The organism is Mycobacterium sp., from assembly GCF_019247615.1.
Classification (GTDB): domain Bacteria; phylum Actinomycetota; class Actinomycetes; order Mycobacteriales; family Mycobacteriaceae; genus Mycobacterium.
Genome location: NZ_JAFBAT010000284.1, coordinates 1 through 22,724, shown reverse-complemented (window position 1 = coordinate 22,724; position 22,724 = coordinate 1). Strand labels below are relative to the sequence as shown.

Here is a 22,724-nt window from a genome sequence, read left to right as displayed (position 1 = left end):
CGTCGATGTGCCAGTCGTTGTAGGCCTGCACCAGCGCGACCGAGAACTCCGGGTCTTCGGTGGCGAACAGACGCCCGGCGAAGCCGGGGAAAGACGGAAAGCAAATCGAGGCGAGGATGCCGCCAGCGTTCATGTCCTTGACACGTTCGTCGACGTTGTAGCAGCCGGGCCGGATCTCGTCGAGCCCCGTCGGCTCGATCCCGTACTCCTCCTTGGGCCGGCCGGCGACCGCGTTGAGTGCCACGTTCGGAATGACGGTGTCGCGAAACTTCCACATATCCGAGCCGTCCGGGTTGTGCACCAGCCGGGGTGCGTCGTCCACGTACTTGCTCGGCAGGTGGTCCTTGAACATGCCCGGTGGCTCGACCGTGTGGTCGTCGACGCTGATCAGGATCATGTCTTCTTTGTTCATGGCCGTTCCCTCTCATCGGATCCAGCGGTCTTGCGGCCCCGCACCGCCTCGGCGAACCGTGGTCTGACGCCGAGATCACCTTCGTGAAAACTATCTTCTCGGGAAGTGAGAATCAACATTCAGAGCGGCCGTGCTGTCGGCGAACGGGCGTTCACGGGGCCCGCGGCCGGGCAAAACGCCGGCATCGAGCGACAACCCGAGCGCCCGCTTTGCCAGCGTCACTTGAAACGCGCGCGCCGTCGTCGGTCGCGCCGGCATTGACCAGCCGAACGAATCGTGCAAGTCTATTAGTTCGAAATGAGAATATGATTCTCTTTGACCGAGAGGTGACCGAGAGGACGCCGAGAGGAGAGCGGATGCGCGTGCAGCCGCTGCCCGCCGAGGGGTGGGACGAGGCGGTCCGGCGGTCGCTGTCGGGCATGCTGCCACCGGAACGATGCAACCCGCGCGACGCCGGCAATTTGATGTCGACGCTGGCTCGTCATCCGGACCTGGCCCACGCCTATCTGCGGTTCGGGGGCTATCTGCTGCTCCGTTCGACGCTGCCGGCCCACATCCGCGAGCAGGCGATCCTGCGGGTCGCCCACAGGCGCGCGTGCGCCTACGAATGGGCGCACCACGTGAAGCTGGCGAAGCAAGCGGGATTGTCCGACGCGCATATCGTCGCCGCCCAGACCGGCGAATCCGACGACGAGTTCGAGCGCGCGGTATTCGATGCCGTCGACGAGCTCGACGAGAAGTCCAACCTGTCCGATCAGACGTGGACCGCTCTATGCCGACGGCTGGACGAACGGCAGCGCATGGACTTGATCTTCACCATCGGCGGCTACGTCGCACTCGCGATGGCGCTCAATGCCTTTGGTGTGCGACCGGAAAACGAGAGGTAGGAACGTTGCCCCATTTCCCGAAACCAGCCGCGGGCAGCTGGACAGAGAGCTACCCCGAATTGGGCACCGCCCCAGTCGATTACACCGACTCGGTCGATCCGGCTTTCTTCGAAGCCGAGCGCGACGCCATCTTCAAGCGGACCTGGCTCAACGTCGGTCGAGTAAACCGGCTGCCACGCACCGGCAGCTACTTCACCAAGGAGCTCCCGTCGGCGGGCACAGGCGTGTCGGTGATCGTCGTCAAGACCAAGGACGGGGCCGTCAAGGCCTATCACAACGTCTGCCGGCATCGGGGAAACAAGTTGGTGTGGAACGACTATCCGCACGAGGAGACGTCGGGGACCTGCCGGCAGTTCACGTGCAAGTATCACGCCTGGCGGTACAGCCTCGACGGTGATCTGACGTTCATCCAGCAGGAGGATGAGTTCTTCAACGTTAACAAGAGCCAGTACGGCTTGGTGCCGGTCCGCTGCGAGGTGTGGGAAGGGTTCATCTTCGTCAACCTCGATCCGGACGCCAGGCCGCTGACCGACTACCTCGGGCCGCTGGCCAAGGGCATCGAGGGCTATCCCTTCCACGAAATGACCGAGGCCTACTCCTACCGGGCCGAAGTCGGAAGCAACTGGAAGCTTTTCATCGACGCGTTCGCCGAGTTCTACCACGCTCCGGTGCTGCATCAGGGGCAATACACCAAGGAAGAAGCGGCGAAGATTATCAAGTATGGCTTCGAGGCGCTGTATTACGAGCTGGCGAGCCCGCACGGGATGATCTCCACCTGGGGCGGTCAGGCGCCGCCCGCTGACCTGTCCATGGTGAAGCCCATGGATCGAGTGCTGCGCAGCGGGCTGTTCGGGCCCTGGGACAAGCCGGAGGTCATCCAGAAGCTCGATCACCTGCCCCCGGGTGTCAATCCGAAGAAGATCCCGCAATGGGGCATCGACTCCTGGCACTTTTTCCCGAACTTCATGCTGCTGATCTGGGAGCCCGGCTGGTTCCTGACCTATCACTACTGGCCCACCACCGTCGACAAGCACATCTTCGAGTGCACGCTGTATTTCGTTCCGCCACGAAACGCGCGGGAACGGTTGGCCCACGAGTTGGCCGCGGTGACATTCAAGGAGTACGCATTGCAGGACGCCAACACCCTGGAAGCGACGCAGACCATGATCGGCACCAAGGTGATCAGGGAATTCCCGTTGTGCGATCAGGAGATCCTGCTCCGCCACCTGCACAAGGTGACCGGTGATTACGTCAAGGAGTACCGGAACAATGGCCACCACAAGTAGGTTGCCGGCTGAATTCGCCGACCTGGAGCCCTATTTGGACTGGGATCTGGCCACCGAGCCAGAGCGCTACGCGAAGCGGTTGGCCTCGACGATGGCCGAGATGCAGGCGTTCTACGACGTCGCGTTTCCCCGCCTCGATGACGTGATCGCCTACTGTGACCGATACCCGTTGGACGACTTGCCTGACGACGCGCGCACCCTAATGCACCTCATGCAGTCGCTGATCATGGTGTCGTTTCCCATAGAGGCCTGGAAACAGCCTCGGGTGCCCGACAGCGGAGCGGCCTGGGTCGAGCTGGTACGGGAACCGGTGATCTAGCCGGTGCTGACGCTCAAGGCCGCCGGCCTGCTCGACGTCGACGCGGGCGAGATCCGTCGGCCGGGCATCCTGCGCATCGAGGGCGATCGGATCGCCGGTGTCGGCGGCGACAGCGAGGGCGAGCTGATCGACCTCGGCGAGGCGATCCTGCTGCCCGGTCTGATGGACATGGAGGTCAACCTCCTGATGGGTGGTCGCGGGGAGAAGCCCGGGTTGTCGCAGGTTCAGGACGATCCGCCGACGCGGGTGCTGCGGGCGGTGGGCAATGCCCGCCGAACGCTGCGCGCCGGGTTCACCACTGTGCGCAACCTCGGGCTGTTCGTCAAGACCGGCGGCTATCTGTTGGATGTTGCGTTGGGCAAGGCTATCGACGCGGGTTGGATCGAGGGGCCCCGGGTGGTACCGGCCGGCCACGCCATAACGCCCACCGGCGGCCACCTGGATCCGACGATGTTCGCCGCGTTCGCGCCACATGTGCTGGACTTGACCGTCGAGGAAGGCATCGCCAACGGAATCGACGAGATCCGCAAGGCGGTGCGGTACCAGATCAAGCATGGCGCCGAGTTGATCAAGGTCTGCTGCTCCGGCGGCGTGATGTCGCTGACGGGACCGCCTGGCGCCCAGCATTATTCGGATGAAGAGTTGCGGGCCATCGTCGACGAGGCACACCGGCGCGGCCTGCGCGTCGCCGCCCACACCCACGGCGCCGATGCCGTCCAGCACGCCGTCGCGGCGGGGATCGACTGCATCGAGCACGGCTTTCTCATCGATGACGAGGCGATCGCGACGATGGCGGAGCACGGCACATTTTTGGTGTCCACTCGGCGGCTGGCGGAGGGTATGGACGTCTCGCAGGCGCCGCCCGAGCTGCAGGCCAAGGCCGCGGAGATGTTTCCGAAGGCCCGCACCTCGATACTGGCCGCCCACCGCGCCGGCGTGAAAATCGCGGTGGGCACCGACGCTCCCGCAATACCGCACGGCCGCAACGCCGATGAACTTGTCACCCTTGTCGATTGGGGTCTGCCACCGTTGGCGGTGCTGCGGGCAGCCACCGTCACCGCGGCCGAACTCATCAATTCCGCCGACCGGGGTCGGCTCGCACCGGGCCAGCTGGCCGATATCATCGCGGTGCCGGGAAACCCATTGGAAGACATCACCGTTACCCGGCATGTCGGCTTCGTCATGAAAGGCGGCAAAGTGTATGTCAACGACGCGAACTGACGACCTGGTCGAGATCCAGCAGCTCCTGGCGCGCTACGCCGTCACCATCACCCAGGAAGACATCGAGGGCCTCATCGCTGTCTTCACGCCCGACGGGACCTACAGCGCCTTCGGTGACACCTACCGCTTGGACAGGTTCCCGGAGCTGGTCGCCGCCGCACCAAAGGGCCTGTTTCTCACCGCAACTGCGTTGGTCGACCTCGATGGTGACTCGGCGAGTGGTACCCAGCCCCTGTGCTTCATCGACCACGCGACCCATGACATGCGGATCGGCTACTACCGCGACACCTACTCCCGGACCGCCGACGGATGGCGGCTGAAGACCCGCGCCATGACGTTCATTCGCCGCAGCGGGGTGCACGACTCCGGGCGCCCGCACGCCGTCGGCCGCCCCGCACCGTGAATGTCGATGAGTTCCGGACGAGTCTTCACGCATGGCTCGACGACAATGATCTGACCCCCGGGCCCGACGCTTCGCTGCAGGGTCATATGAAGCAATTCGCCCGCGTCAGCCGGGCCCTCTATGACGCCGATTGGATGCGGTACGGCTGGCCGGAAGAAGTCGGCGGGCTGGGGGGCCCCGCCTTGCTTCGCGCGATCGTCGGCGAGGAGGTGGTGGGCCGCCGGCTCGCCGAACCGGGCCCCTACTCGATGCTCGAGGTGCTCGCGCCCACGATGATCGATTACGCCCCAGCAGAACTTGCGGCCGAGATGGTGCCGCGACTGCTGAGCGGCCGCGAGCACTGGTGCCAGGGTTTCTCGGAGCCGGGGGCGGGCAGTGACCTTGCATCGCTGAGCACCCGAGCCACCGCCGACGGCGATAACTGGATCGTGAACGGGCAGAAGGTGTGGACCAGCTTCGCGCAATTCTCGACCCGATGCATCCTGCTCGCCCGGACCGCGCCCGGCCATGACGGCATCACCGCGTTCTTCGTCGACCTGGACACCCCGGGCATCACGATTCGGCCGCTGCGCACGATGCACGGCGTGGACGAGTTTTGCGAGGTGTACTACGACGACGTGGTCGTGCCGGGAAACCGCATGCTCGGGCGTCCCGGAGACGGTTGGCGGCTGGCAATGGACCTGCTGCCCTACGAGCGCTCGACCTGCTTCTGGCAGCGAATCGCATACCTGTATTCGCGATTCGACGCTCTCATCGCCGAGGCGAATGATCCTGACGAAACCTCCTTGGGTGAGGCCTATCTCGGCCTGCATACGTTGCGCTGCCGATCCCGCGGCACCCAGTACCGGTTGCGCGACGGCGGGCGGCTGGGTCCGGAGACCTCAATCGACAAGGTGCTACTCGCCACCGCCGAACAACGGCTCTACGACACCGTCCGGGATCTGCTTCCCGGCGCCCTCGAGCTGGACGACACACCGTGGCGGTCGGAGTACCTGTACTCGCGCGCCGCGACCATCTATGGCGGAACCGCCGAAATTCAGCGCAACATCATCGCCCGCCGGCTGCTCGACCTCGGCAAGGAGTGAATGGTGGATCCCGGGGAACTGCGCATGCTGGACGGCTCCCTGCGCACCGCGATGACGGAATGTTCGGCAGCCTCCGGCCCGAAGCTCGATGCGGCGTTGATCGACCTCGGCTGGTTCGACATGCTCGATGAAATGCCAGACGTGGCAATCCCCTTGGTGTTCCGATTGCTCGGCGAGACGGGCGCGCACGCCCCCGCGCTCAACGACGTCGTGTTGCGAGCGGCCGGGGCCGCCCCCGGAAGAACTCTGCCACTGCCGTTCGCGGGGGGATCATGGGTGATCTGGGAACGCGCCGCAGACGGCGGGTCGGCGCTGGGCGGCCTGCCTATACGCTCTGTGCCGGAGGGCAATCCGGTGCCACTCGCGGCGGGCCGGCGTGCCCTCGGCTGGTGGCTGGTGGGAACCGGCCGGACGATGCTGTCACTGGCACGCCAGCATGCACTCGACCGCGTCCAATTCGGCCGGCAAATCAGCTCGTTCCAGGCGATCCGCCACCGGCTGGCCGAGACGCTCGTCGCCATCGAGGGAGCCGAGGCGACGCTGGATGTTGCAGCCGCGGAACCGGGCGACGGGCTGGCTTCATCTCTGGCCAAGGCAGCGGCCGGCCGGGCGGCGCTGACCAGCGCACGCCACTGCCAGCAGGTGCTGGCTGGACTCGGATTCACTGCCGAACACCAGCTGCATCATCACATCAAGCGCGCGCTGGTTTTGGACGGTCTGCTCGGCAGCGCACGTGAACTGACCCGGCAGGCCGGAGCGACGTTGCGAGCCAAGGGATTTGCTCCACGCGTGGCCGAGTTGTAGCGGCACCCCTGGTGTCACGACACCGACACCAGGGGGTCGCAGACCCCGGATTGCGGACATTCGCAATTCCGGGGCAGCACATAGACTCGTTGGGGACTCGTTGGGCCACGAAGAGGATGGACGAAATGGGTCACCCCGATTCACCGCGAAACGAGTTCGGCGTCGCGTCGCTGATACTGGGTCTGGTCGCGCTCATCAGTTGCTGGCTGATGATCGGGGTGCCCCTGGGCATCGCGGCGGTGATCACCGGCGACATTGGCCGCCGGCGAGTGCAGCGCGGCTCGGCAAGCAATCCACGAACCGCGACTGCGGGCATCGTATTGGGCGTGGTCGCGATCGTGGCCGGGCTCACCGCGATCGGCTACTACGCCTGGTTGGACTCGAAAACGTCGCCGGGTTGATTACGCGGCAGCCCGAGTGCGCTCGGCGAAGTGCGCGCGCGGCGGTGGAACCGGCTCCCGGTTTGGCTGCCCAGGTGCACGAAAGCCGCCTCGGGGCGCGATTCGCTTATTCTCGGGGACGGCGCCTCGCGCTCGTGCGGTACCGCTGTTCCACAAATGCGTAAGAGAATAGTATTCTCGTCATCAGAAAGTTAGAATCTCCCACAACAGCGGCCCGGAGGGGGCGAGGACAGCGATGGCACGGCGTTCTCCGGTAGAGTCCGATCATGTTCTCCCCGCGCGGCAGCCTTCGGAGGCGCCCGTGAGCAACCCGAGCGAAGAGCCGGCGTGGAAGCAGCGCGCCGTCGAGCGGTCGATCAAGACCGCCAAATTGCGGGCAGCGCAGCGAGTTCAGCGCTTCCTCGATGCCGCGCAGGCGATCATCATCGAGAAGGGCAGCACCGACTTCACGGTCCAGGAGGTCGTGGACCGTTCCCGCCAGTCTCTGCGGAGTTTTTATTTGCAGTTCGACGGCAAACACGAACTGCTGCTCGCGCTTTTTGAAGACGCGCTGAGCCGGTCGGCCGACCAGATCCGCGCCGCGACGGAGAGCCACGACGATCCGTTGGATCGCTTGAAGGTCGCCGTCGAGCTGTTGTACGAGGCCTCGCGTCCCGACCCGTCGGCCAAAAGACCGCTGTTCACCGACTTTGCGCCGCGACTGCTGGTGACCCATCCCGCCGAAGTCAAGGTGGCCCACGCGCCGCTGTTGGCGTTGCTGACCGAACTTCTGGAAGCCGCCGGTGAAGCCGGCAAATTGCGTACCGGCATCAACCCGAAGCGGGTGGCCGCCATGACAATGCAGACGGTTATGTTCATCGCCCAATCCAGCGGCGGTACCGACGATGCGACGCTTCACCCCATCACCGCCGACGAGGTGTGGGACTTCTGCTCGCGCGGATTCGTCGGCTAAGAGCGCGCCTTCCTGAACATCTGAGCGATTGAGCAAAGAGCCAACGCGAATTGGCAGACGAGAACCAGATTCTCTAATATTCAGAACTACGGATGACAAAAACGGATTCGCCGTTGACACGATTGGTGGGCGGTGACAGAGTTCACATGCGACAGGCGCGCTCCGGGGACGCGGCATCGGCGAGAGGCGATTGATTACTCGTGACAGTCAGCGCGGCCAACGACGTCTACTTCGATCCGTACGACGTCCAGCTGAACGCCGACCCGTACCCGATGTTGCGGCGCCTGCGCGAAGAGTCGCCGCTGTACTACAACGAGCGGCATGACTTCTACGCCCTGAGCCGCTTCCACGACGTGGACCGCGCGCTGGTCGATCATCAGACGTTCAGCTCGGCCAAGGGCGCCATCCTCGAGTTGATCAAGGCGAACATCGAGATTCCGCCGGGCGTGCTCTTGTTCGAGGATCCGCCGATCCACGATGTCCATCGCAGGCTGCTGTCGCGGATGTTCACCCCACGCAAGATCAATGAGCTCGAGCCCAAAATCCGCGAATTCTGCGCTCGCAGTTTGGATCCCCTGGTCGGCACCGACCGTTTCGACTTCGTCGCCGACCTCGGGGCGCAGATGCCGATGCGGGTGATCGGGATGCTGCTGGGCATCCCCGAGGAGTACCAGGAAGCATCGCGGGACCGGGCCAACGAGAATTTGCGCACCGAGGCCGGAAAACCGATGGATGCCACGGCCGAAAACATGATGAACGGTGAATTCTTCGCTCAATTCGTCGACTGGCGGGCCGAGCATCCGTCGGACGACATCATGACCGAGCTGCTGCACGTCGAGTTCGAGGACGAGACGGGAACCGTCCGCCGGCTGCACCGCGACGAACTTCTCATCTACATCAGCGTCGTGTCCGGCGCGGGCAACGAGACCACCACCCGGCTGATCGGCTGGGCCGGCAAGGTGCTGGCCGAGCACCCGGACCAGCGGCGGGAACTGGTCGACAACCCGTCGTTGATTCCGGCGGCCATCGAGGAGTTACTGCGATTCGAGCCGCCCGCCCCGCACGTCGCCAGGTACGTCACGCACGATGTCACCTACTACGGTCGACGCGTCCCCGCGGGCAGCGTCATGATGATGCTCGTCGGCGCGGCCAACCGCGACCATCGCCAATTCCCGCCCGACGGAGACGTTTTCGATATCCGGCGGGAGTTACGCCAGCACCTGACATTCAGTGTCGGCACCCATTACTGCCTCGGCTCGGCGCTAGCGCGCCTCGAAGGCCGGATTGCGCTCGAGGAGATCTTGAAGCGCTTCCCGTTGTGGGACGTCGACCTCGAGAACGCCAAACTGTCGCCGACTTCCACCGTGCGCGGGTGGGAGACAATGCCGGCCGTTCTCCGCTGAGACATCTCAAACGAACCGATGCGACATGTTGATCGACGAAATGAGGTAGCCATGACTGGACGTGTTGCGGGCAAGGTCGCTTTGGTCACTGGAGCGGCGCGCGGCCAGGGCCGCAGCCACGCGGTGCGGTTGGCGGAGGAAGGCGCCGACATCATTGCCGTCGACGTGTGTAAACCGATCGTGCAGAACACCACGATCCCGGCGTCCACGCCTGAGGACCTGGCCGAGACCGCAGATCTGGTAAAAGGCCTCGACCGCAGAATCTTCACGGCCGAGGTCGACGTGCGCGACTACGACGCATTGAAGGCCGCGGTGGATACCGGCGTGGAGCAGTTGTGCGGCCTGGACATCATCGTGGCCAATGCCGGGATCGGCAATGGCGGCGACACGCTGGACAAGACCACCGAATACGACTGGCAGGAAATGATCGATGTAAACCTGTCGAGCGTCTGGAAGACCGTGAAAGCCGCTGTGCCACATATGATCGCGGGCGGAAAGGGTGGCTCGATCATCCTTACCAGCTCGGTCGGAGGGCTGAAGGCCTACCCGCACTGCGGCAGTTACGTCGCGGCTAAGCACGGTGTCGTGGGCATCATGCGGTCCTTCGCAGTGGAGTTGGGCAAGCACATGATTCGTGTCAACTCGGTGCACCCGACCCACGTAGCAACCCCCATGCTGCACAACGAAGGCACCTTCAAAATGTTCCGCCCCGACCTGGACCACCCCGGGGCCGATGACATGGCGCCGATCTGCCAGCTGTTCCACACCCTGCCGATCCCGTGGGTGGAGCCGGTGGACATCAGCAACGCCGTGCTCTTCTTCGCCTCCGATGAGTCTCGCTACGTCACCGGCGTGACCCTACCCATCGACGCGGGGAGTTGCCTGAAATAGCACCCTGTGACGCCGCACGCCGACTCGTGTGCTGAGACGGTCGGGCGAGGCGGAGTAATAGGATGCTGAGTCGTATGGATACTTTCGAAGGTCGCGGGGCCGTCATCACCGGCGGTGCCAGCGGCATCGGTCTTGCCACGGCCACCGAGTTCGCCCGCCGCGGTGCCCGTGTGGTGCTCGCGGATGTCGATAAGCCTGCGTTGGAACAGGCGGTGACGTATCTGCGCAGCGAGGGGTTCGAAGCCCACGAGGTGCTCTGCGACGTTCGACATCTCGAGGAGATGGTTCGCCTCGCCGACGAGTCATTCCGCCTGCTCGGCGAGGTTGACGTCGTATTCAGCAACGCCGGGATCGTCGTCGCGGGCCCAATCGCTCAGATGACGCACGACGACTGGCGCTGGGTGATCGACATCGACTTGTGGGGCTCGATCCATGCCGTGGAGGCGTTCGTGCCGCGACTGCTCGAGCAAGGCACGGGCGGCCACATCGCCTTCACCGCGTCGTTCGCCGGACTGGTGCCCAACGCCGGTCTGGGGGCTTACGGCGTCGCCAAGTACGGCGTCGTGGGCCTGGCGGAAACGTTGGCGCGCGAGGTCAAGGACAACGGCATCGGTGTTTCGGTCCTGTGCCCGATGGTCGTCGAAACAAAGCTGATATCCAACTCCGAGCGCATCCGCGGCGCGGACTACGGACTCGCGTCCACGCCCGAGATCACCGGGGGGCTCGGGCCGCTCCCCGCACAAGACCACACCGTCGGAGTCGACGATGTGGCCCGGCTGACCGCAGATGCGATCCTGGCGAACCATCTCTATGTCCTGCCGCACGAGGCCGCCCGCGCTTCGGTGCGCCGCAGGTTCGAGCGCATTGACCGCGCGTTCGACGAGCAGGCCAACGCGGGGTGGACCCACTAAGCCGATGGCCCGAGCCGGTAGTCCCCCGTCCGCGGGTCGTGATACCAGCCGCTGGCGGCGTGCGTACCACCGTCGACATGCAGCGTCTCCCCGGTCAGATAGGCCGACATATCTGATGCCAGAAAGACTGCAACGCTTGCGATCTCGTCGACATGACCGGGACGGCCCAGCGGCACGACGTTTCGCGTGCCACTCACCGCGGCATCGCCGCCCAGCTGTGCCAGCCCCTCGGTGAGCGTGATGTCGGGCGCTATCGCGTTGACCCGTATCCCGTGGGGCGCCAGTTCGAGCGCCGCCGTCTTGGTGTAATTGATCACGCCCGCCTTGGCCGCGGCGTATGCCGCATAGCCGGGCGCGGCGCGGACACCTTCGATCGACGTCACGGAGATGACGCTGCCCGGAAGCCCCGAGCTGACCAAATGCCGCGCGATCTGCTGCGTGCACACGAACACGTGGCGCAGGTTGGCCCTATATAGGGCGTCCCAACCGTTTTCACTGGTTTCCAGCAGCGGTGAGGAGAAGGTGCCGCCGGCATTGTTCACCAAGATGGTCACCGGCCCGAGTTCCTGGGCAGTGCGTCGCAGTGCGGCTTCCACCTGACCGCTGTCGCGCACGTCGGTCACTATCCCCAGCGCGCCGATGGATTCCGCAGCTGCCGTGCACATCTGCGGGTCGCGCTCCCAGATCGCGACCCGGGCCCCGAAGGCGGCCATCCCGGCCGCGATGCCGCGGCCGATGCCGGAGCCGCCGCCGGTCACCACCGCAACGCGAGCCGTCAACAGAATGTCCGAAGGGCCGATTGCCATCGTCGCTCACTTCGCCGGGCGCATCGCAGGTATCCGGGCGAGCCGCGCCGGCGAGTCACGGTGGTGCCGGCCCAGCGCCGGCGCCGGATTGGCGGCAAACCGACCGGGCCGGCGCGAGTACCTCAACGGCACGGTGCCGAGCCTAGCCCGGCCGTTCAGCTCACGCACTCATGCGTGCCACGAGGGACTGGCCGTCAGAACTTCGGGACCGTCGGCGGTGACGAGGACGGCTTCCCGCCCGAAGACCGCACCAACTCCCGGCTCCCAGACATAGCCCGTCACGGCCAGCGCCATTCCCGGCTCCAAGCGTTCCCCGGCCGCCGTTCGCGGTAGGTGCTGCGACACGACGGGCGGGTCGAAGCCCATCCCCAGCCCCCGCGCCACCGGCATCGGCGGGGCTGGTTCTCCGGCGGCGTCGTAGGCGCCAAGCAGTTCCTCGGCCGCGGCGCCCGGGCGGCACACGTCTAACAGCCTGGACCACAGGACTTCCCAGCGGCGGTAGAGGTTGGCGGCGCCGCGGACTGCGCCCGCGGGCCAAGTCCGTCCCACCTCGCCGATGTAGCCACCCGCCAGCACACCGGCGGAGAAGGCCACCAGGTCGCCGTGTTTCACTCGCCCATCGCCGTCGACGCGCCGCCATGGGTGCTCACGTGACGTCACCCACGCGACATCCTGATTCGAGGGTGTGCTCACACCGCCGGCCGCCAGCGCCTCCAGGAGCACCCCGGCGAGCAACTGTTCGCTTACGCCGGGGCGCAGCTCGGCGACCGCGGCCGCCAGGCCCAATTCGGCCACCACGAGGGCTTCCCGCAGGGAAACCACCTCTTCGGCGGTCTTGACGCGCCGGGCTGCGCGCATGGCCAACTCCCCGTCGACCAGCTCGGCGTGGGGGAACGCCGTCGGCAATAGTCGCGCGAAAGCCGGTGACATAGCGTCCGTTCCGACCCGGCGGGCCCTGGAAGCGCCGTCGATGCGGCGCAGAGCCGCCATGGCGTTCATCGGATTCCACGAGATGCCATAAAGGTTTTCGTGGGGGATGTCTTCGGGGACGCCTTCGTCCCATGTGCTAAGCAGATGAACCGCTCCCGTTTCGCGCACCAGGACACAGGTCGGACCGAACGGACGGGTCCCCGCGACCCACAGCTGAGGAGCGCCGGAGACATAGCGAACGTTGGCCTGACGGCCGAGTACCAGTACATCGAGATCGTATGCCACCATCTGCTCCCGCGCGCGCTGCCGGCGCCCGGCGCGCAGGGCGCGATCGTCGGCGCGAACGTCAACCGACATGGCAGCCATAAGGGTCATAGGGGTAGTCGGTCAGTCGGGTCCAGCCGTGCTCGGTGATCACGAAGACCTCTTCGCTGCGGTATCCGCCGGTGCCGTCCTCCCACACCACCGGCTCCAACACGAGCACCATGCCCTGCTGCAAGACGAACTTCTCGTCGAACTCGTCGCCGAGATCCGTTCCGATCATCGGCATTTCGGCCGCGTTGACGCCGATGCCGTGGCCGAGGTAAAAGTGCGGCAGCCAGGGCCGGCTTCCGCCGTTGGCCGCGGTCGCGGCCCTGGCCAAGTCGGCGGCCGTGGCTCCCGCCCGGGTGACATCCAAGACGGCGGCCATGATCTCGCGCCATCGTTCGAACTGCGCACGCTGGCGCGGTGACGGATCCCGGCCGACGGTCCAGGTGCGCCCGAAGTCCGAGCAGTAGCCGCGGTAGGTGACGCTGACGTCGGTCCACAGCACGTCGCCTTCGGCCAGCTCCCGTTCGGTGGTGAGCAGCGGCAGAGCCAGGTCTCCGTGCGCGGTCCACACGCCTTCGGCCTTGCTCGGCGGCATCACCTGCCATATCGGTTCCAGCATGCTGGCGGTCGCCCCCAACTCGAAGGCACGCCGTAAAAAGCTTGCCGACAGGTCGATTTGGCGGATTCCGGGGGCCAGGCGCTTGTGGACTTCGACCATGGCCTCGTCCGTGATCCGCACAGCGGTGCGCAGGCAGGACAGCTCGTCCGGGGTCTTGACCGCCTTGGCGGCCCCGATGATGGCGGCGGCATCAGCGGGAGCAGCGTTGGGGAACAAGTTCTTTCGTGCACGCGACATAGCGCCGGTGCATTCGTCCACGGCGATCATCGAGCCGGTGGGGAGCAGGCCGGCCAGCAGTCGAGCGAAATACTCGACGCCTTCATCGAACTCCAAATAGACCGGCCCGTGAAGGTGATCCTTCGGCAGGTCCGCCTCCAGCGCTGCACCTTCGCGGAACGGCAGAAAGAGGTGCGGCCATGCGTCGTCTGCGAGCACGACGGCAACCGGCCTCTCGACGTAGGACAGTCCAGCGTCGCCGAGCGGCCAACTGGCACCGGTGGCGTAGATCACCGCGCTATTGCCGAGCAGGATCATCGCGTCGACGCCGCGTTCGGCCATCGCCGCGCGCAGCCGAGCGCCGGTCTCGCGGCGCATGCGGGCGATGTCGGGCGTCTCGGGGATCGCGTCCGCGAAAGTTGTCACAGGCCCAGGAACTCGGTGATGTTGCCGCTGACGATCCGTGCCGCGTTGGCCGGCCCGACCGCGTCGACCACCGCGGCGAGCGACTTTTCGGAATAGCCGAATGTGCTTTCGTTGTGCGGATAGTCGCTCGACCACATCACCTTGCCGACCCCGATCCGGTCGATCAGCTGCAGCCCGAGGGGGTCGACCATGAAGGAAGCGCTCATGTGCCGGTCCCAGTAGTACCGGATGTCGTGCTGCAAAGGTCGGTTGAACATGTGCTGATAGGACGCCACCAGGTGCTCGGCGTCCTGCAGCGCCCACGGAACCCAGGCGATGCCCCCTTCGAACCAACCGATTCGCAAGCCGGGGTGCCGGTCGAGGATGCCACCGAAGATGTACTTGGAGAACGTCTCCCGGAAGCCGTCGATGTTGATCATCATCCCGACGACGACGCTGTTGAACTCGCACGGGCTCTTCGGCGGGGTTTCACCGATGTGATGCGTGATCGGCAGGCCGGAGGCTTCGATCTCGTCCCACACGGCGCTCATGGAAGTGCACGCGTAGTCGATCGGGTTCCCGTCATCGTCCTTGCCAGGGTTCAGCGGCATCAGGAATGTCTTGAGCCCCAACGACTTCAGCTCGTCCAGCGTTCGACGGGTACCCTGGGGATCCCACCAGTTGATCAGTCCGGCGCCGTAGAAGTGGCCGGCCGAGCGCTCTTGCAGCTCCGCGATGTACTCGTTGTAGATGCGGAACGCGAGTTCACGAAGCTTCTTGTCCGGGTAGTGGAACAGCGCCAGCACCGCATTGGGAAACGCAAGCTCCTTATCGACGCCGTCCTCCCGCAGCTCCTGAATCCTGGCCTCAATGTTGGTGCTGGCCGCCCCGGGCAGGTCGTCGTATTGCATCAGGACCGCGCTGAAGTCGCCGGGCAGGAACGACTGGCCCTTGCGCCCGACCTGGTATGCGCCTTCCTCGTACCAGATGCGCGGCGCCTTTTCCTTCAGGTCGTCGGGGAAGCGTTCGTAGAAGATGTCGGCGGCCAGGGAGATGTGGTTGTCGGCGGAAAAAACGACCGTCCCTTCCGGCAGTCCCACCGTGGCCCCGCTCGCGTGGCCGCGCCGATTCTTCGGGGCGCCGAAGCCTCCCGGCGGGTAGAGCGTGCTGGTCTGAGTCGTCATCGTTGACCCTCCGTTTCGGATCGGCAGTTTCGAGGTTAATCAGCCGGCGCTCCAGGTCACGGGCAGTTCGTAGACGCCGTAGGAGAGCCGGTCGTGTTTAAACGGGATGTCGCTGAACGGGACCGCCAGCGCCAGCTTGGGGATGCGTCGGAACAACGTGTGGTACACGATCTGCAGCTCCGCGCGGGCCAACTGCTGGCCCACGCACTGATGCCTGCCGTACCCGAATGCGACGTGGCGGTCGGCGCCCGAGCGATGCAGGTACAGCCGATCTGGCTCGGTGAAGGCATCGGGATCCCAGTTCGCCGGGGCCAAATCGATGATGATGCCCTCGCCCGCGCGGATGACCTCACCGGCGATGGTGATGTCTTCGAGGGCCACGCGGCGCTGGCCGTTCTGGATGATGCTGAGGTAGCGCAGCAACTCCTCGACCGCGTTGGTGACGATCTTTGGATCCTCGGCATCGCGGATGACGGCCAGCTGACTGGGATTTTCCAGCAGCGCAAGCACTCCCAATCCGATCATGTTGGCGGTCGTCTCGTGCCCTGCGACCAGCAAACCGTTAGCCAGTTGGGCGGCCTCTTTCACGCTGAGCTCGCCGGCTTTGACCCGTTCAGCCAGATCGGAGACGGCGTCTTCTGTCGGACTCTCTATCTTGGCCTCGACCAGCTTGATGATGTATTTGTGCAGGCTTATAGCGCCTTTGGTGGTTTCCTCACCGGTCGCGTAGCGCGCCAGCCCCACGTTGGCATGCTCCTGAAAAAGCTCGGCGTCCTCGTAGGGCACGCCGAGCAGCTGGCTGATCACCAGCGAGGGCACCGGCAACGCCACCGCGGTGACGAGGTCCGCGGGTTGCGGACCGGCCAGCATCGAGTCGATGTGGTCGTCGGTGATCTGCTGGATGGTCGGGCGCAACGCATCGACTCGCTTGAATGTGAAGGGCTTCGACAGCATCCTTCGGAATCGGGTGTGTTCCTCGCCGTCTGAGGTGAACACCGACCGTGGGCGCTTGTGCACCGTGGCGACCATGCCGGCGTTCCAGTGCGGAAACCCGGGAGTCCGGTCGTCGACGCTGACCCGGGAATCCGAAAACAGCTCTCGGCATTGCTCGTAGCCCATGACGAGCCATGGGGTGCTGCCGTCCCAGATCCGCACGCGGGCCAGCGGCTTGGCTGCGGCGAGCGTCATCACATCCGGAGGCGGGGCGAAGGGGCAGCCCGCGGCGCGGGCCATCGGATACTCCGGAACCCCGGGCCCCGCCTCGGTCCCGGAAGCCCCCGTACTCGTCAGTGTGTCCGACATGTCATTCCTCGATGTGTCATTCCTCGATGTGTCATTCCTCGATGTGAATGGCCAGCGCGGGACAGGCCGCGGCGGCCCGACGCGCGCCGTTGTCCTGCCCGGCCGATGGATGCGGATTGAGCAAGACGACGACGCCGTCGTCGTCGCGCTGGTCGAACAGCTCGGGCGCGTTCAGCACGCAGTTCCCCGACGATGCGCAAATACCTTGGTCCACAGTCACTTTCATGTGTCGACCGCTACTCGTAGGGGGTCACGGGGGCCAGCCAGAGGCCCACGATGGCGTCGATCAGGCCGGATGCGGCTGCGCGCCAAGACGATTGGTGCATCGATGAGCCCGCCGCCAGCGCGCGCTCCCGATCGGCGCACGTGTGCATCAACAGATTGCGGGCCATGACGTTGCGCTCGAAGCGCACCTCGGCCGGCAGTTCGGGCAGGCAACGGTTGATGCCGTCGACGACCTGAACCAGCGAGGGCGAACTGAGCGCACCCTTGACGATGATGTTGTAGTACGCGGGATCGGTCATCGCCTGAGCCGCAAAGCGCGCGTACCAGCTGGGGTTGCCGAGGTCGGCCAGGTGATCGGTGAGGGGGCACACGAGACAGGCCACCCAACTGCGCATATCGGCCGAGGCGCTCGACGCCAGCAGCTCGCTCACCATCCGTTCGCGAAGCACCTCGACCGGGCCGCGGTGCTTCTGTTCGATCGCGCGCACCAGATCGGCCTTGGTGCCGAAGTGGTAACCGACGGCGGCGTTGTTGCCCTGGCCCGCGGCTTCGCTGACTTGCCGATTCGACACCGCGAACATGCCGTGTTCGGCATAAAGCCGCTCGGCCGCGGCCAGGATCGCCTCCTGGGTGGAGCTGGCACGTTCCGTGCGGACCGCCCGCCCGGTTGTCGTGGTCATCCTGTCAGTCAACCGCGGCACCGGTCGTTAAGTCAAGCGCTTGATTTAAGCTGCCGGCTATGCACCGTCTCATGCGCAGGTGCATGGCACAATGCGAATGTGCCTAAGACGGTTCAAATACGCGACATCGACGACGAGGTTTATGCGGCCCTCCTGCGCCGGGCCGCCGAGGAGGGAATCACGGTCCCGGAGCTGCTGCGCCGTGAGGCGGCCCGGTTGGCGGCGCGGCCATCGATCGCGCAGTGGCTGGCGCGCACCGGCCGCCGGCCCTCGGCGGTAACCACGACCGAGGTGCTGGCGACGCTGGACGAGTGGCGCGGCGAGTGGCCAGATGCTGGTCGTTGATGCCTCGTGCCTCTTCGAGGTCGTCGCGGACACGCCACGGGCGGGTGAGATCGCGGTGCGCCTCGCCGCCGATGCAGACCAAGTCGCGCCACAAGTGATCGACGTCGAGGTGCTTGGCGTGATCCGCGCCCAGCACCTACGCGGGCGGCTAGACGGCACGGCCGCCCGGCAGGCGGTGGCCGATCTCCGGGATTGGCCCGGCGAGCGATTTGGCCATCGCTGGCTACTCGAGCGGAGCTGGCAGCTTCGCGGGTCGGTGCGGGGTTGGGATGCGTTCTACGTCGCGTTGGCGGAGGCATTCGATGCAACACTGCTGACGCTGGACGCACGGCTTGGCCGCGCGCACGGGCCGACTTGTCGGATTGAGGTCCTCGACCACTGACCCCGGCGCCCCCGCACCGACCAACCTCGACTCACCGCTCCTCGTGACTCCAAGCGCGCAGTTGCCCGGCGATCTTCTCGATATCGGGCAAGGCTCCGGCGGCGACCTGGATGATGAATTCGAAGCGGTCGTCCTCGGGGGCGGTGATCCACTGGCCGTTGATCGCAAGGAAAGTCCGGCAGGCCGTCCAGGCCAGTCGCTTGTTTCCATCCACGAGCGCGTGGTTCCGCGCCAGGGAGTGCATCAGCGCGGCGGCTTTGAGATGGAGATCCGGGTAGGCGTCCTGACCGAACACCGACGCGCGTGGGCGGGCAAGAGCTGATTCAAGCAAGCCGTGATCATTGACGACGACTTGCTCGAAATTGCCGGCACCGACGGCTGTCCGGGCAATGTCGAGCAAGTCGTCGAGGTCGAGGTACTCGGTCATGCATCCTTGAGGCGCTCAAGCACTGCCGCCTCCTCGCGCACCACGCGCTGCAGCGCATCGGCGACCTTCGCCTGGTGGGTGCGCCGGGCGATGTATTCATCGATCGCCGATAACGCGACGGCCTGCATCGACCGCCCCTCGATGGCAGCCTGCCTGCGGAGCGCTTCCGTCTGCTCCGCGTTGGTGCGCAATGTCATGCCCATGAGGAGCATGATACCGGCTTGATACCAGAGCCCGCGCGGACCAAGTCCACTAGCCAGAGTCGCTACGGCGGCGGATCGCCTTGCCCGCCGAGGTGCCCCCGTCGACCGGAAGCACCGTTCCGGTGACGTAGCGCGATCGGTCGCCGGCGAAGTACAGCGCCGCCTCAGCAACGTCTTCGGCCGTCCCCTCCCGCTTGAGCGGCCGGTCGGCCCGCATCATCTCGCGGATCCCCGCCTCGTACCGCTCGATGTCCGCTTGATCCATGTGCGCCGCCGAGGACGCCACGAACGGCGTCGGTATGTTGCCCGGTGCAATGGCATTGACCCGAATCTTGTAGTGTGCCAACTCGATTGCCGCGGACTTGGTGAACTGGATGACCGCGGCTTTGGACGCGCGATATGTCATCACCCCGCCCCCGGCCTGGATGCCACCAATCGAGGCCATGTTGATGATCGACCCTCCGCCGTGTATTGCCATGTGCCGAGCGGCTTCTCGGGTACCCACCATGACACCGAGTACGTTGACCGCCATGATCCGGTGAAATTCGGCCAGGTCGTCGTCGAGGAACCGGCGGTGCATGGTGCCCGAGACCCCGGCGTTGTTCACCATGATGTTCAGGCCGTCGAACTTTTCGATGGCGGCGCCCACCAGTGCCGCCACCTGCTCTGGATCGGAGACGTCGGTTCGCCGGAAGCACGCGTCGCGTCCCAGCGACGCTGCCAGCGCCTCGCCCTTGTCCTTCTCGATGTCGGCGATGACGACTCGCGCGCCCTCGGCGACGAACCTCTCGACCGTGCCGAGGCCGATGCCCGAGGCCCCGCCGGTGACGATGGCTACCTTGCCCGCCAGTTCGTTGCCCGCCAGTTCGTTGACCACAAGACGAGTTAATCGGCGGCGGCGGCATTAAGTCAAGCAACTGATTTAACCGCGCTGGCTACTGCACGTTGCTCATTCATCGCTCAGCTCGGGAGGGCACCAAACATAAAGGTATTGGTTATCGGCGGCAGCGGACTAATCGGCTCGCAGGTCATCTCCAAGCTGGCCGAGTCGGGACACGAGGCGGTCTCGGCCTCGCCGCGCTCGGGAGTGGACACCATCACCGGCGAAGGTCTCGCCGAAGCCCTCGCGGGTGCGGACAGGGTGGTGGACGTGTCCAACTCGCCGGACTGGGACGACGAACCCGTGCTGCGCTTCTTCACCACCTCCACGAAGAACCTTCTCGCCGCTGAGCGGACGGCCGGCGTGCAGAACCACGTCGCGCTCTCGATAGTGGGTGCCGACCGTGCCCAGGAAAGCGGCTACATGCGGGCCTGAAGACAAGCCCGGTTGCCCAGGAGAAGCTGATCCAGGAGTCGGGATCGCCGTATTCGATCGTGCGGGCGACTCAGTTCTTTGAATTCGTAGGCGGCATAGCCGATTCCGCAACCAACGGCGATACGGTTCGGGTCTCGACCGGGGCGTTTCAGCCCATCGCCTCTGCGGATGTAGCCACGGCCGTCGCCCGCGCAGCGATCAGCGAGCCGACCAACTGCATCACCAACATCGCCGGCCCCGAAAAGCGCGGCATGGACGAGTTCATCCGGACCGCGACTCGCCGCTTCCGGTGATCCACGTCAGGCAATCGGCGAAGCTGCCGCCCACTATTTCGGTACCGGGCTAGACGAGCACACCATCGTCCCGCTCGACGACGAGGACCCGCAGAATTATCCCACCCGCTTCAGCGACTGGTGGGCCGCCCGGACGCCCAGCGGTGCGCAGTAGCTTGCTTGGACGCCAGGGGAGGAACGCCAACCGGGGAACCGGCAGTGCTCGGCACACCTGACGTGACTTGCCTTCGCGAGTGCTTGCTTTCCGGCTGACGTCCTAGCACGGTATAAGGCGCCCGAGACTCGACCGCGCGAAGACGAGGAGCGTCTAATGCCCGTGCCACCCCAGAGCCGGGTCCCCTTCGACAGTTGGCACCTGAGCAGGCGTGGCTTCATGGCGGCCGGCTTTGCCGGCGTATTGGCCGGCGGATTGGCCGGCGGTTTGGGTCTGGCGGCTTGCAGCGAAACCAAATCCGCGGTCCCGGGCAGTGCGGCCCAAATGTCCTCCGAAATGTCCAAGGCCATCGCCGCGGCCGAAGCGGCCCGGCCGCACAGCGGGCGGACGGTCACCGTCAGCCTGACCCCCCAGCCGACGCAAATCGATCTCGGCGGCCCGATCGCGCAAACCCTCGCCTTCGGCAACACCGTTCCCGGAGCGCCGATCAGAGCCAACGTCGGTGACGAGCTGGTGGTCACGGTGACCAACCGGCTCGACCACCCGACGTCCGTGCATTGGCACGGCATCGCGCTGCGCAACGACATGGACGGCGCCGAACCCGCCACCCCGAATATCCCGGCCGGCCAAAACTTCACTTATCGCTTCTCCGTGCCCAACTCGGGCACCTATTGGGCCCACCCGCATACCGGGCTGGATGAGGACACCGGCCTTTACCTGCCGGTCATCGTCGACGATCCCACCGAGGGTAACTACGACGCCGAATGGATTGTGGTCCTGGATGATTGGACCGACGGCGTCGGGAAGAGCCCTCAACAGCTCTATGCCGAGCTCACGGCCCCGAACAAACCGAGTATGCCCGCCATGTCGACTGCCCCGACGAGCTCGACGACTTCGACAACTTCGACGACTTCTGGCACGACTTCGACGACGCCCACGAGCTCGACAAGCTCAACAAGTTCGACGAGCACGCCAAGTACGCCGTCCAGCACGCCCAGGGCTTCCGGGGTGGGTGTCGGTAACAGCGACCTACTCGGCGGCGACGCCGGAGACATCGCCTACCCGTTTTACCTGATCAATGGCCGAATACCGGCCGCCCCCACCACCTTCAACGCGAAGCCCGGGCAGCGCATCAGGATTCGCTTCATAAACACCGCGTCCGACACCGCATTTCGGGTCGCCCTCGCGGGCCATCCGATGACCGTCACGCACACCGACGGCTACCCCGTGGTGCCCACCATGTTCGACGCTTTGCTCATCGGCATGGCCGAACGCTACGACGTCATCGTCACCGCCGCCGACGGCGTCTTCCCGCTGGTCGCCCTCGCGGAAGGGAAAAACGATCTGGCCCGGGCGCTACTGTCGACCGGAGCGGGGAGTCCCCCCGACCCCGGCTTCCAACCGGTCGAGCTCACCAAGCGGATCGGGACGATCGAAATGTTCACGGCCACAACGCCGGTCAACTTGGGTCGCCCCGATCCCCACCTCGACCTCCCGGTCGTCTTGGGCGGAAACATGATGCAGTACAACTGGACAATCAACGGCGAGCCATACAGCATGACGAACCCGTTGCACGTTCGAGAGGGCCAGCGGCCGAGCATCACATTCGACAACCCGACCATGATGTATCACCCGATCCACCTGCACGGCCACACCTTCCAGCTGCTCAAGGCCGACGGCAGCCCCGGCGCCCGCAAGGACACCGTCATCGCGCTGCCCAAGCAGAAGGTCCAGGCCGTGCTCGTCGCCGACAACCCCGGCACGTGGGTGATGCACTGCCACAACACCTACCACCAATTCGCCGGCATGATGACCCGGCTGGATTACGTCTTCTGATCTCACGTATGCGAACGTCAACCCGCCGCGAAGAAATCCAGCAGCAACTCGTTGACCGTTGCAGCGCGCTCGATCTGCGGGCAGTGACCGGCCTTGTCGACCACCACCGACCGCC

Annotated in this window: 25 protein-coding genes and 3 pseudogenes; 16 read left to right on the top strand and 12 right to left on the bottom strand. The window is 65.4% G+C overall.

Features of this window, described 5'->3' with window-relative positions; all coding sequences use genetic code 11:
* Nucleotides 1–412 (bottom strand): annotated as a pseudogene (locus JO059_RS19945) (amidohydrolase); the annotation flags it as partial.
* 356 nt (nt 413–768) lie between these two features.
* Here JO059_RS19945 and JO059_RS19940 point away from each other — a divergent pair.
* From JO059_RS19940 to JO059_RS19885, 12 genes are all read left to right on the top strand, one after another.
* Complete coding sequence (locus JO059_RS19940; RefSeq protein WP_293321865.1) at nt 769–1,299, top strand: carboxymuconolactone decarboxylase family protein; 531 nt, start codon at nt 769–771, stop codon at nt 1,297–1,299.
* Nucleotides 1,300–1,304: 5 nt separating this feature from the next.
* Nucleotides 1,305–2,585 (top strand): aromatic ring-hydroxylating dioxygenase subunit alpha, encoded by a 1,281-nt coding sequence (locus JO059_RS19935; RefSeq protein WP_293321863.1) that lies wholly within the window; start codon nt 1,305–1,307, stop codon nt 2,583–2,585.
* Entirely contained in the window at nt 2,569–2,904 is a 336-nt protein-coding gene (locus JO059_RS19930; protein WP_293321861.1) for a hypothetical protein, read from the top strand. Before JO059_RS19935 ends, JO059_RS19930 begins: the two co-directional genes overlap by 17 nt.
* 3 nt (nt 2,905–2,907) lie before the next feature.
* A complete protein-coding gene (locus JO059_RS19925; protein WP_293321859.1) occupies nt 2,908–4,125 on the top strand; it encodes an amidohydrolase family protein in 1,218 nt (405 codons plus the stop codon).
* On the top strand, nt 4,106–4,528 hold the full coding sequence (locus JO059_RS19920) for a nuclear transport factor 2 family protein (RefSeq protein ID WP_293321857.1): 423 nt from the start codon (nt 4,106–4,108) through the stop codon (nt 4,526–4,528). Before JO059_RS19925 ends, JO059_RS19920 begins: the two co-directional genes overlap by 20 nt.
* Nucleotides 4,525–5,613, top strand: coding sequence for an acyl-CoA dehydrogenase family protein (locus JO059_RS19915; protein WP_293321855.1), 1,089 nt, complete (start codon nt 4,525–4,527; stop codon nt 5,611–5,613). The genes JO059_RS19920 and JO059_RS19915 overlap by 4 nt, the downstream gene beginning before the upstream one ends.
* Nucleotides 5,614–6,417: an acyl-CoA dehydrogenase family protein gene (locus JO059_RS19910; RefSeq protein ID WP_293321853.1), complete on the top strand. Its 804-nt coding sequence runs from the start codon at nt 5,614–5,616 to the stop codon at nt 6,415–6,417.
* 125 nt (nt 6,418–6,542) lie between these two features.
* Nucleotides 6,543–6,818 carry a DUF4190 domain-containing protein gene (locus JO059_RS19905; protein ID WP_293321851.1) on the top strand — a complete coding sequence of 92 codons (276 nt, stop codon included), beginning with the start codon at nt 6,543–6,545 and terminating at the stop codon, nt 6,816–6,818.
* A 301-nt stretch (nt 6,819–7,119) separates the two neighbouring features.
* Entirely contained in the window at nt 7,120–7,770 is a 651-nt protein-coding gene (locus JO059_RS19900) for a TetR/AcrR family transcriptional regulator (protein WP_293321849.1), read from the top strand.
* A 200-nt stretch (nt 7,771–7,970) separates the two neighbouring features.
* Nucleotides 7,971–9,173, top strand: a complete 1,203-nt coding sequence (locus JO059_RS19895) for a cytochrome P450 (RefSeq protein WP_293321847.1) — start codon at nt 7,971–7,973, stop codon at nt 9,171–9,173.
* Between the two features lie 51 nt (nt 9,174–9,224).
* Nucleotides 9,225–10,064 carry a mycofactocin-coupled SDR family oxidoreductase gene (locus JO059_RS19890; protein ID WP_293321871.1) on the top strand — a complete coding sequence of 280 codons (840 nt, stop codon included), beginning with the start codon at nt 9,225–9,227 and terminating at the stop codon, nt 10,062–10,064.
* 74 nt (nt 10,065–10,138) lie between these two features.
* Nucleotides 10,139–10,975, top strand: coding sequence for an SDR family NAD(P)-dependent oxidoreductase (locus JO059_RS19885; RefSeq protein ID WP_293321845.1), 837 nt, complete (start codon nt 10,139–10,141; stop codon nt 10,973–10,975).
* Here the strand turns inward: JO059_RS19885 and JO059_RS19880 are convergent.
* The 7 genes from JO059_RS19880 to JO059_RS19850 form a co-directional block, all read right to left on the bottom strand.
* Entirely contained in the window at nt 10,972–11,781 is an 810-nt protein-coding gene (locus JO059_RS19880; protein WP_293321843.1) for an SDR family oxidoreductase, read from the bottom strand. The genes JO059_RS19885 and JO059_RS19880 overlap by 4 nt on opposite strands.
* Nucleotides 11,782–11,949: 168 nt before the next feature.
* Complete coding sequence (locus JO059_RS19875) at nt 11,950–13,068, bottom strand: M24 family metallopeptidase (protein WP_293321841.1); 1,119 nt, start codon at nt 13,066–13,068, stop codon at nt 11,950–11,952.
* Nucleotides 13,058–14,236 carry a M24 family metallopeptidase gene (locus JO059_RS19870; protein ID WP_293321869.1) on the bottom strand — a complete coding sequence of 393 codons (1,179 nt, stop codon included), beginning with the start codon at nt 14,234–14,236 and terminating at the stop codon, nt 13,058–13,060. The genes JO059_RS19875 and JO059_RS19870 overlap by 11 nt, the downstream gene beginning before the upstream one ends.
* 44 nt (nt 14,237–14,280) lie before the next feature.
* Entirely contained in the window at nt 14,281–15,447 is a 1,167-nt protein-coding gene (locus JO059_RS19865) for an amidohydrolase family protein (RefSeq protein WP_293321839.1), read from the bottom strand.
* A 39-nt stretch (nt 15,448–15,486) separates the two neighbouring features.
* Nucleotides 15,487–16,749 (bottom strand): cytochrome P450, encoded by a 1,263-nt coding sequence (locus JO059_RS19860; protein WP_293321837.1) that lies wholly within the window; start codon nt 16,747–16,749, stop codon nt 15,487–15,489.
* A gap of 31 nt (nt 16,750–16,780) precedes the next feature.
* Nucleotides 16,781–16,975, bottom strand: a complete 195-nt coding sequence (locus JO059_RS19855; RefSeq protein WP_293321835.1) for a ferredoxin — start codon at nt 16,973–16,975, stop codon at nt 16,781–16,783.
* Between the two features lie 10 nt (nt 16,976–16,985).
* Nucleotides 16,986–17,654, bottom strand: coding sequence for a TetR family transcriptional regulator (locus JO059_RS19850; RefSeq protein ID WP_293321833.1), 669 nt, complete (start codon nt 17,652–17,654; stop codon nt 16,986–16,988).
* A gap of 99 nt (nt 17,655–17,753) precedes the next feature.
* On the opposite strand from JO059_RS19850, the gene JO059_RS19845 reads away from it, so the two are divergent.
* Nucleotides 17,754–17,999, top strand: a complete 246-nt coding sequence (locus JO059_RS19845) for a hypothetical protein (protein WP_293321831.1) — start codon at nt 17,754–17,756, stop codon at nt 17,997–17,999.
* Nucleotides 17,986–18,381 (top strand): type II toxin-antitoxin system VapC family toxin, encoded by a 396-nt coding sequence (locus JO059_RS19840; RefSeq protein WP_293321829.1) that lies wholly within the window; start codon nt 17,986–17,988, stop codon nt 18,379–18,381. Before JO059_RS19845 ends, JO059_RS19840 begins: the two co-directional genes overlap by 14 nt.
* Nucleotides 18,382–18,412: 31 nt before the next feature.
* On the opposite strand, the gene JO059_RS19835 is transcribed toward JO059_RS19840, so the two are convergent.
* From JO059_RS19835 to JO059_RS19825, 3 genes are read right to left on the bottom strand one after another with little or no spacing between them, the layout of a single operon-like run.
* Nucleotides 18,413–18,808: a type II toxin-antitoxin system death-on-curing family toxin gene (locus tag JO059_RS19835; protein WP_293321827.1), complete on the bottom strand. Its 396-nt coding sequence runs from the start codon at nt 18,806–18,808 to the stop codon at nt 18,413–18,415.
* On the bottom strand, nt 18,805–19,011 hold the full coding sequence (locus JO059_RS19830; RefSeq protein WP_293321825.1) for a CopG family transcriptional regulator: 207 nt from the start codon (nt 19,009–19,011) through the stop codon (nt 18,805–18,807). The genes JO059_RS19835 and JO059_RS19830 overlap by 4 nt, the downstream gene beginning before the upstream one ends.
* A gap of 49 nt (nt 19,012–19,060) precedes the next feature.
* Nucleotides 19,061–19,888 carry an SDR family oxidoreductase gene (locus JO059_RS19825; RefSeq protein ID WP_293321823.1) on the bottom strand — a complete coding sequence of 276 codons (828 nt, stop codon included), beginning with the start codon at nt 19,886–19,888 and terminating at the stop codon, nt 19,061–19,063.
* Nucleotides 19,889–19,993: 105 nt separating this feature from the next.
* Here JO059_RS19825 and JO059_RS19820 point away from each other — a divergent pair.
* Nucleotides 19,994–20,773, top strand: a pseudogene (locus JO059_RS19820) (SDR family oxidoreductase).
* Between the two features lie 219 nt (nt 20,774–20,992).
* Nucleotides 20,993–22,609, top strand: a complete 1,617-nt coding sequence (locus JO059_RS19815) for a multicopper oxidase family protein (protein ID WP_293321867.1) — start codon at nt 20,993–20,995, stop codon at nt 22,607–22,609.
* A gap of 17 nt (nt 22,610–22,626) precedes the next feature.
* Here the strand turns inward: JO059_RS19815 and JO059_RS19810 are convergent.
* Nucleotides 22,627–22,724 (bottom strand): annotated as a pseudogene (locus JO059_RS19810) (alpha/beta hydrolase); the annotation flags it as partial.

Bases quoted from the DNA above. Each gene is read 5' to 3' on its own strand.
- JO059_RS19940 (WP_293321865.1), top strand. From the start codon at position 769: ATGCGCGTGCAGCCGCTGCCCGCCGAGGGGTGGGACGAGGCGGTCCGG.
- JO059_RS19930 (WP_293321861.1), top strand. From the start codon at position 2,569: ATGGCCACCACAAGTAGGTTGCCGGCTGAATTCGCCGACCTGGAGCCC.
- JO059_RS19920 (WP_293321857.1), top strand. From the start codon at position 4,106: ATGTCAACGACGCGAACTGACGACCTGGTCGAGATCCAGCAGCTCCTG.
- JO059_RS19910 (WP_293321853.1), top strand. From the start codon at position 5,614: ATGGTGGATCCCGGGGAACTGCGCATGCTGGACGGCTCCCTGCGCACC.
- JO059_RS19905 (WP_293321851.1), top strand. From the start codon at position 6,543: ATGGGTCACCCCGATTCACCGCGAAACGAGTTCGGCGTCGCGTCGCTG.
- JO059_RS19890 (WP_293321871.1), top strand. From the start codon at position 9,225: ATGACTGGACGTGTTGCGGGCAAGGTCGCTTTGGTCACTGGAGCGGCG.
- JO059_RS19885 (WP_293321845.1), top strand. From the start codon at position 10,139: ATGGATACTTTCGAAGGTCGCGGGGCCGTCATCACCGGCGGTGCCAGC.
- JO059_RS19880 (WP_293321843.1), bottom strand. From the start codon at position 11,781: ATGGCAATCGGCCCTTCGGACATTCTGTTGACGGCTCGCGTTGCGGTG.
- JO059_RS19875 (WP_293321841.1), bottom strand. From the start codon at position 13,068: ATGTCGGTTGACGTTCGCGCCGACGATCGCGCCCTGCGCGCCGGGCGC.
- JO059_RS19870 (WP_293321869.1), bottom strand. From the start codon at position 14,236: ATGCGCCGCGAGACCGGCGCTCGGCTGCGCGCGGCGATGGCCGAACGC.
- JO059_RS19865 (WP_293321839.1), bottom strand. From the start codon at position 15,447: ATGACGACTCAGACCAGCACGCTCTACCCGCCGGGAGGCTTCGGCGCC.
- JO059_RS19860 (WP_293321837.1), bottom strand. From the start codon at position 16,749: ATGTCGGACACACTGACGAGTACGGGGGCTTCCGGGACCGAGGCGGGG.
- JO059_RS19855 (WP_293321835.1), bottom strand. From the start codon at position 16,975: ATGAAAGTGACTGTGGACCAAGGTATTTGCGCATCGTCGGGGAACTGC.
- JO059_RS19850 (WP_293321833.1), bottom strand. From the start codon at position 17,654: ATGACCACGACAACCGGGCGGGCGGTCCGCACGGAACGTGCCAGCTCC.
- JO059_RS19840 (WP_293321829.1), top strand. From the start codon at position 17,986: ATGCTGGTCGTTGATGCCTCGTGCCTCTTCGAGGTCGTCGCGGACACG.
- JO059_RS19835 (WP_293321827.1), bottom strand. From the start codon at position 18,808: ATGACCGAGTACCTCGACCTCGACGACTTGCTCGACATTGCCCGGACA.
- JO059_RS19830 (WP_293321825.1), bottom strand. From the start codon at position 19,011: ATGGGCATGACATTGCGCACCAACGCGGAGCAGACGGAAGCGCTCCGC.
- JO059_RS19815 (WP_293321867.1), top strand. From the start codon at position 20,993: ATGGCGGCCGGCTTTGCCGGCGTATTGGCCGGCGGATTGGCCGGCGGT.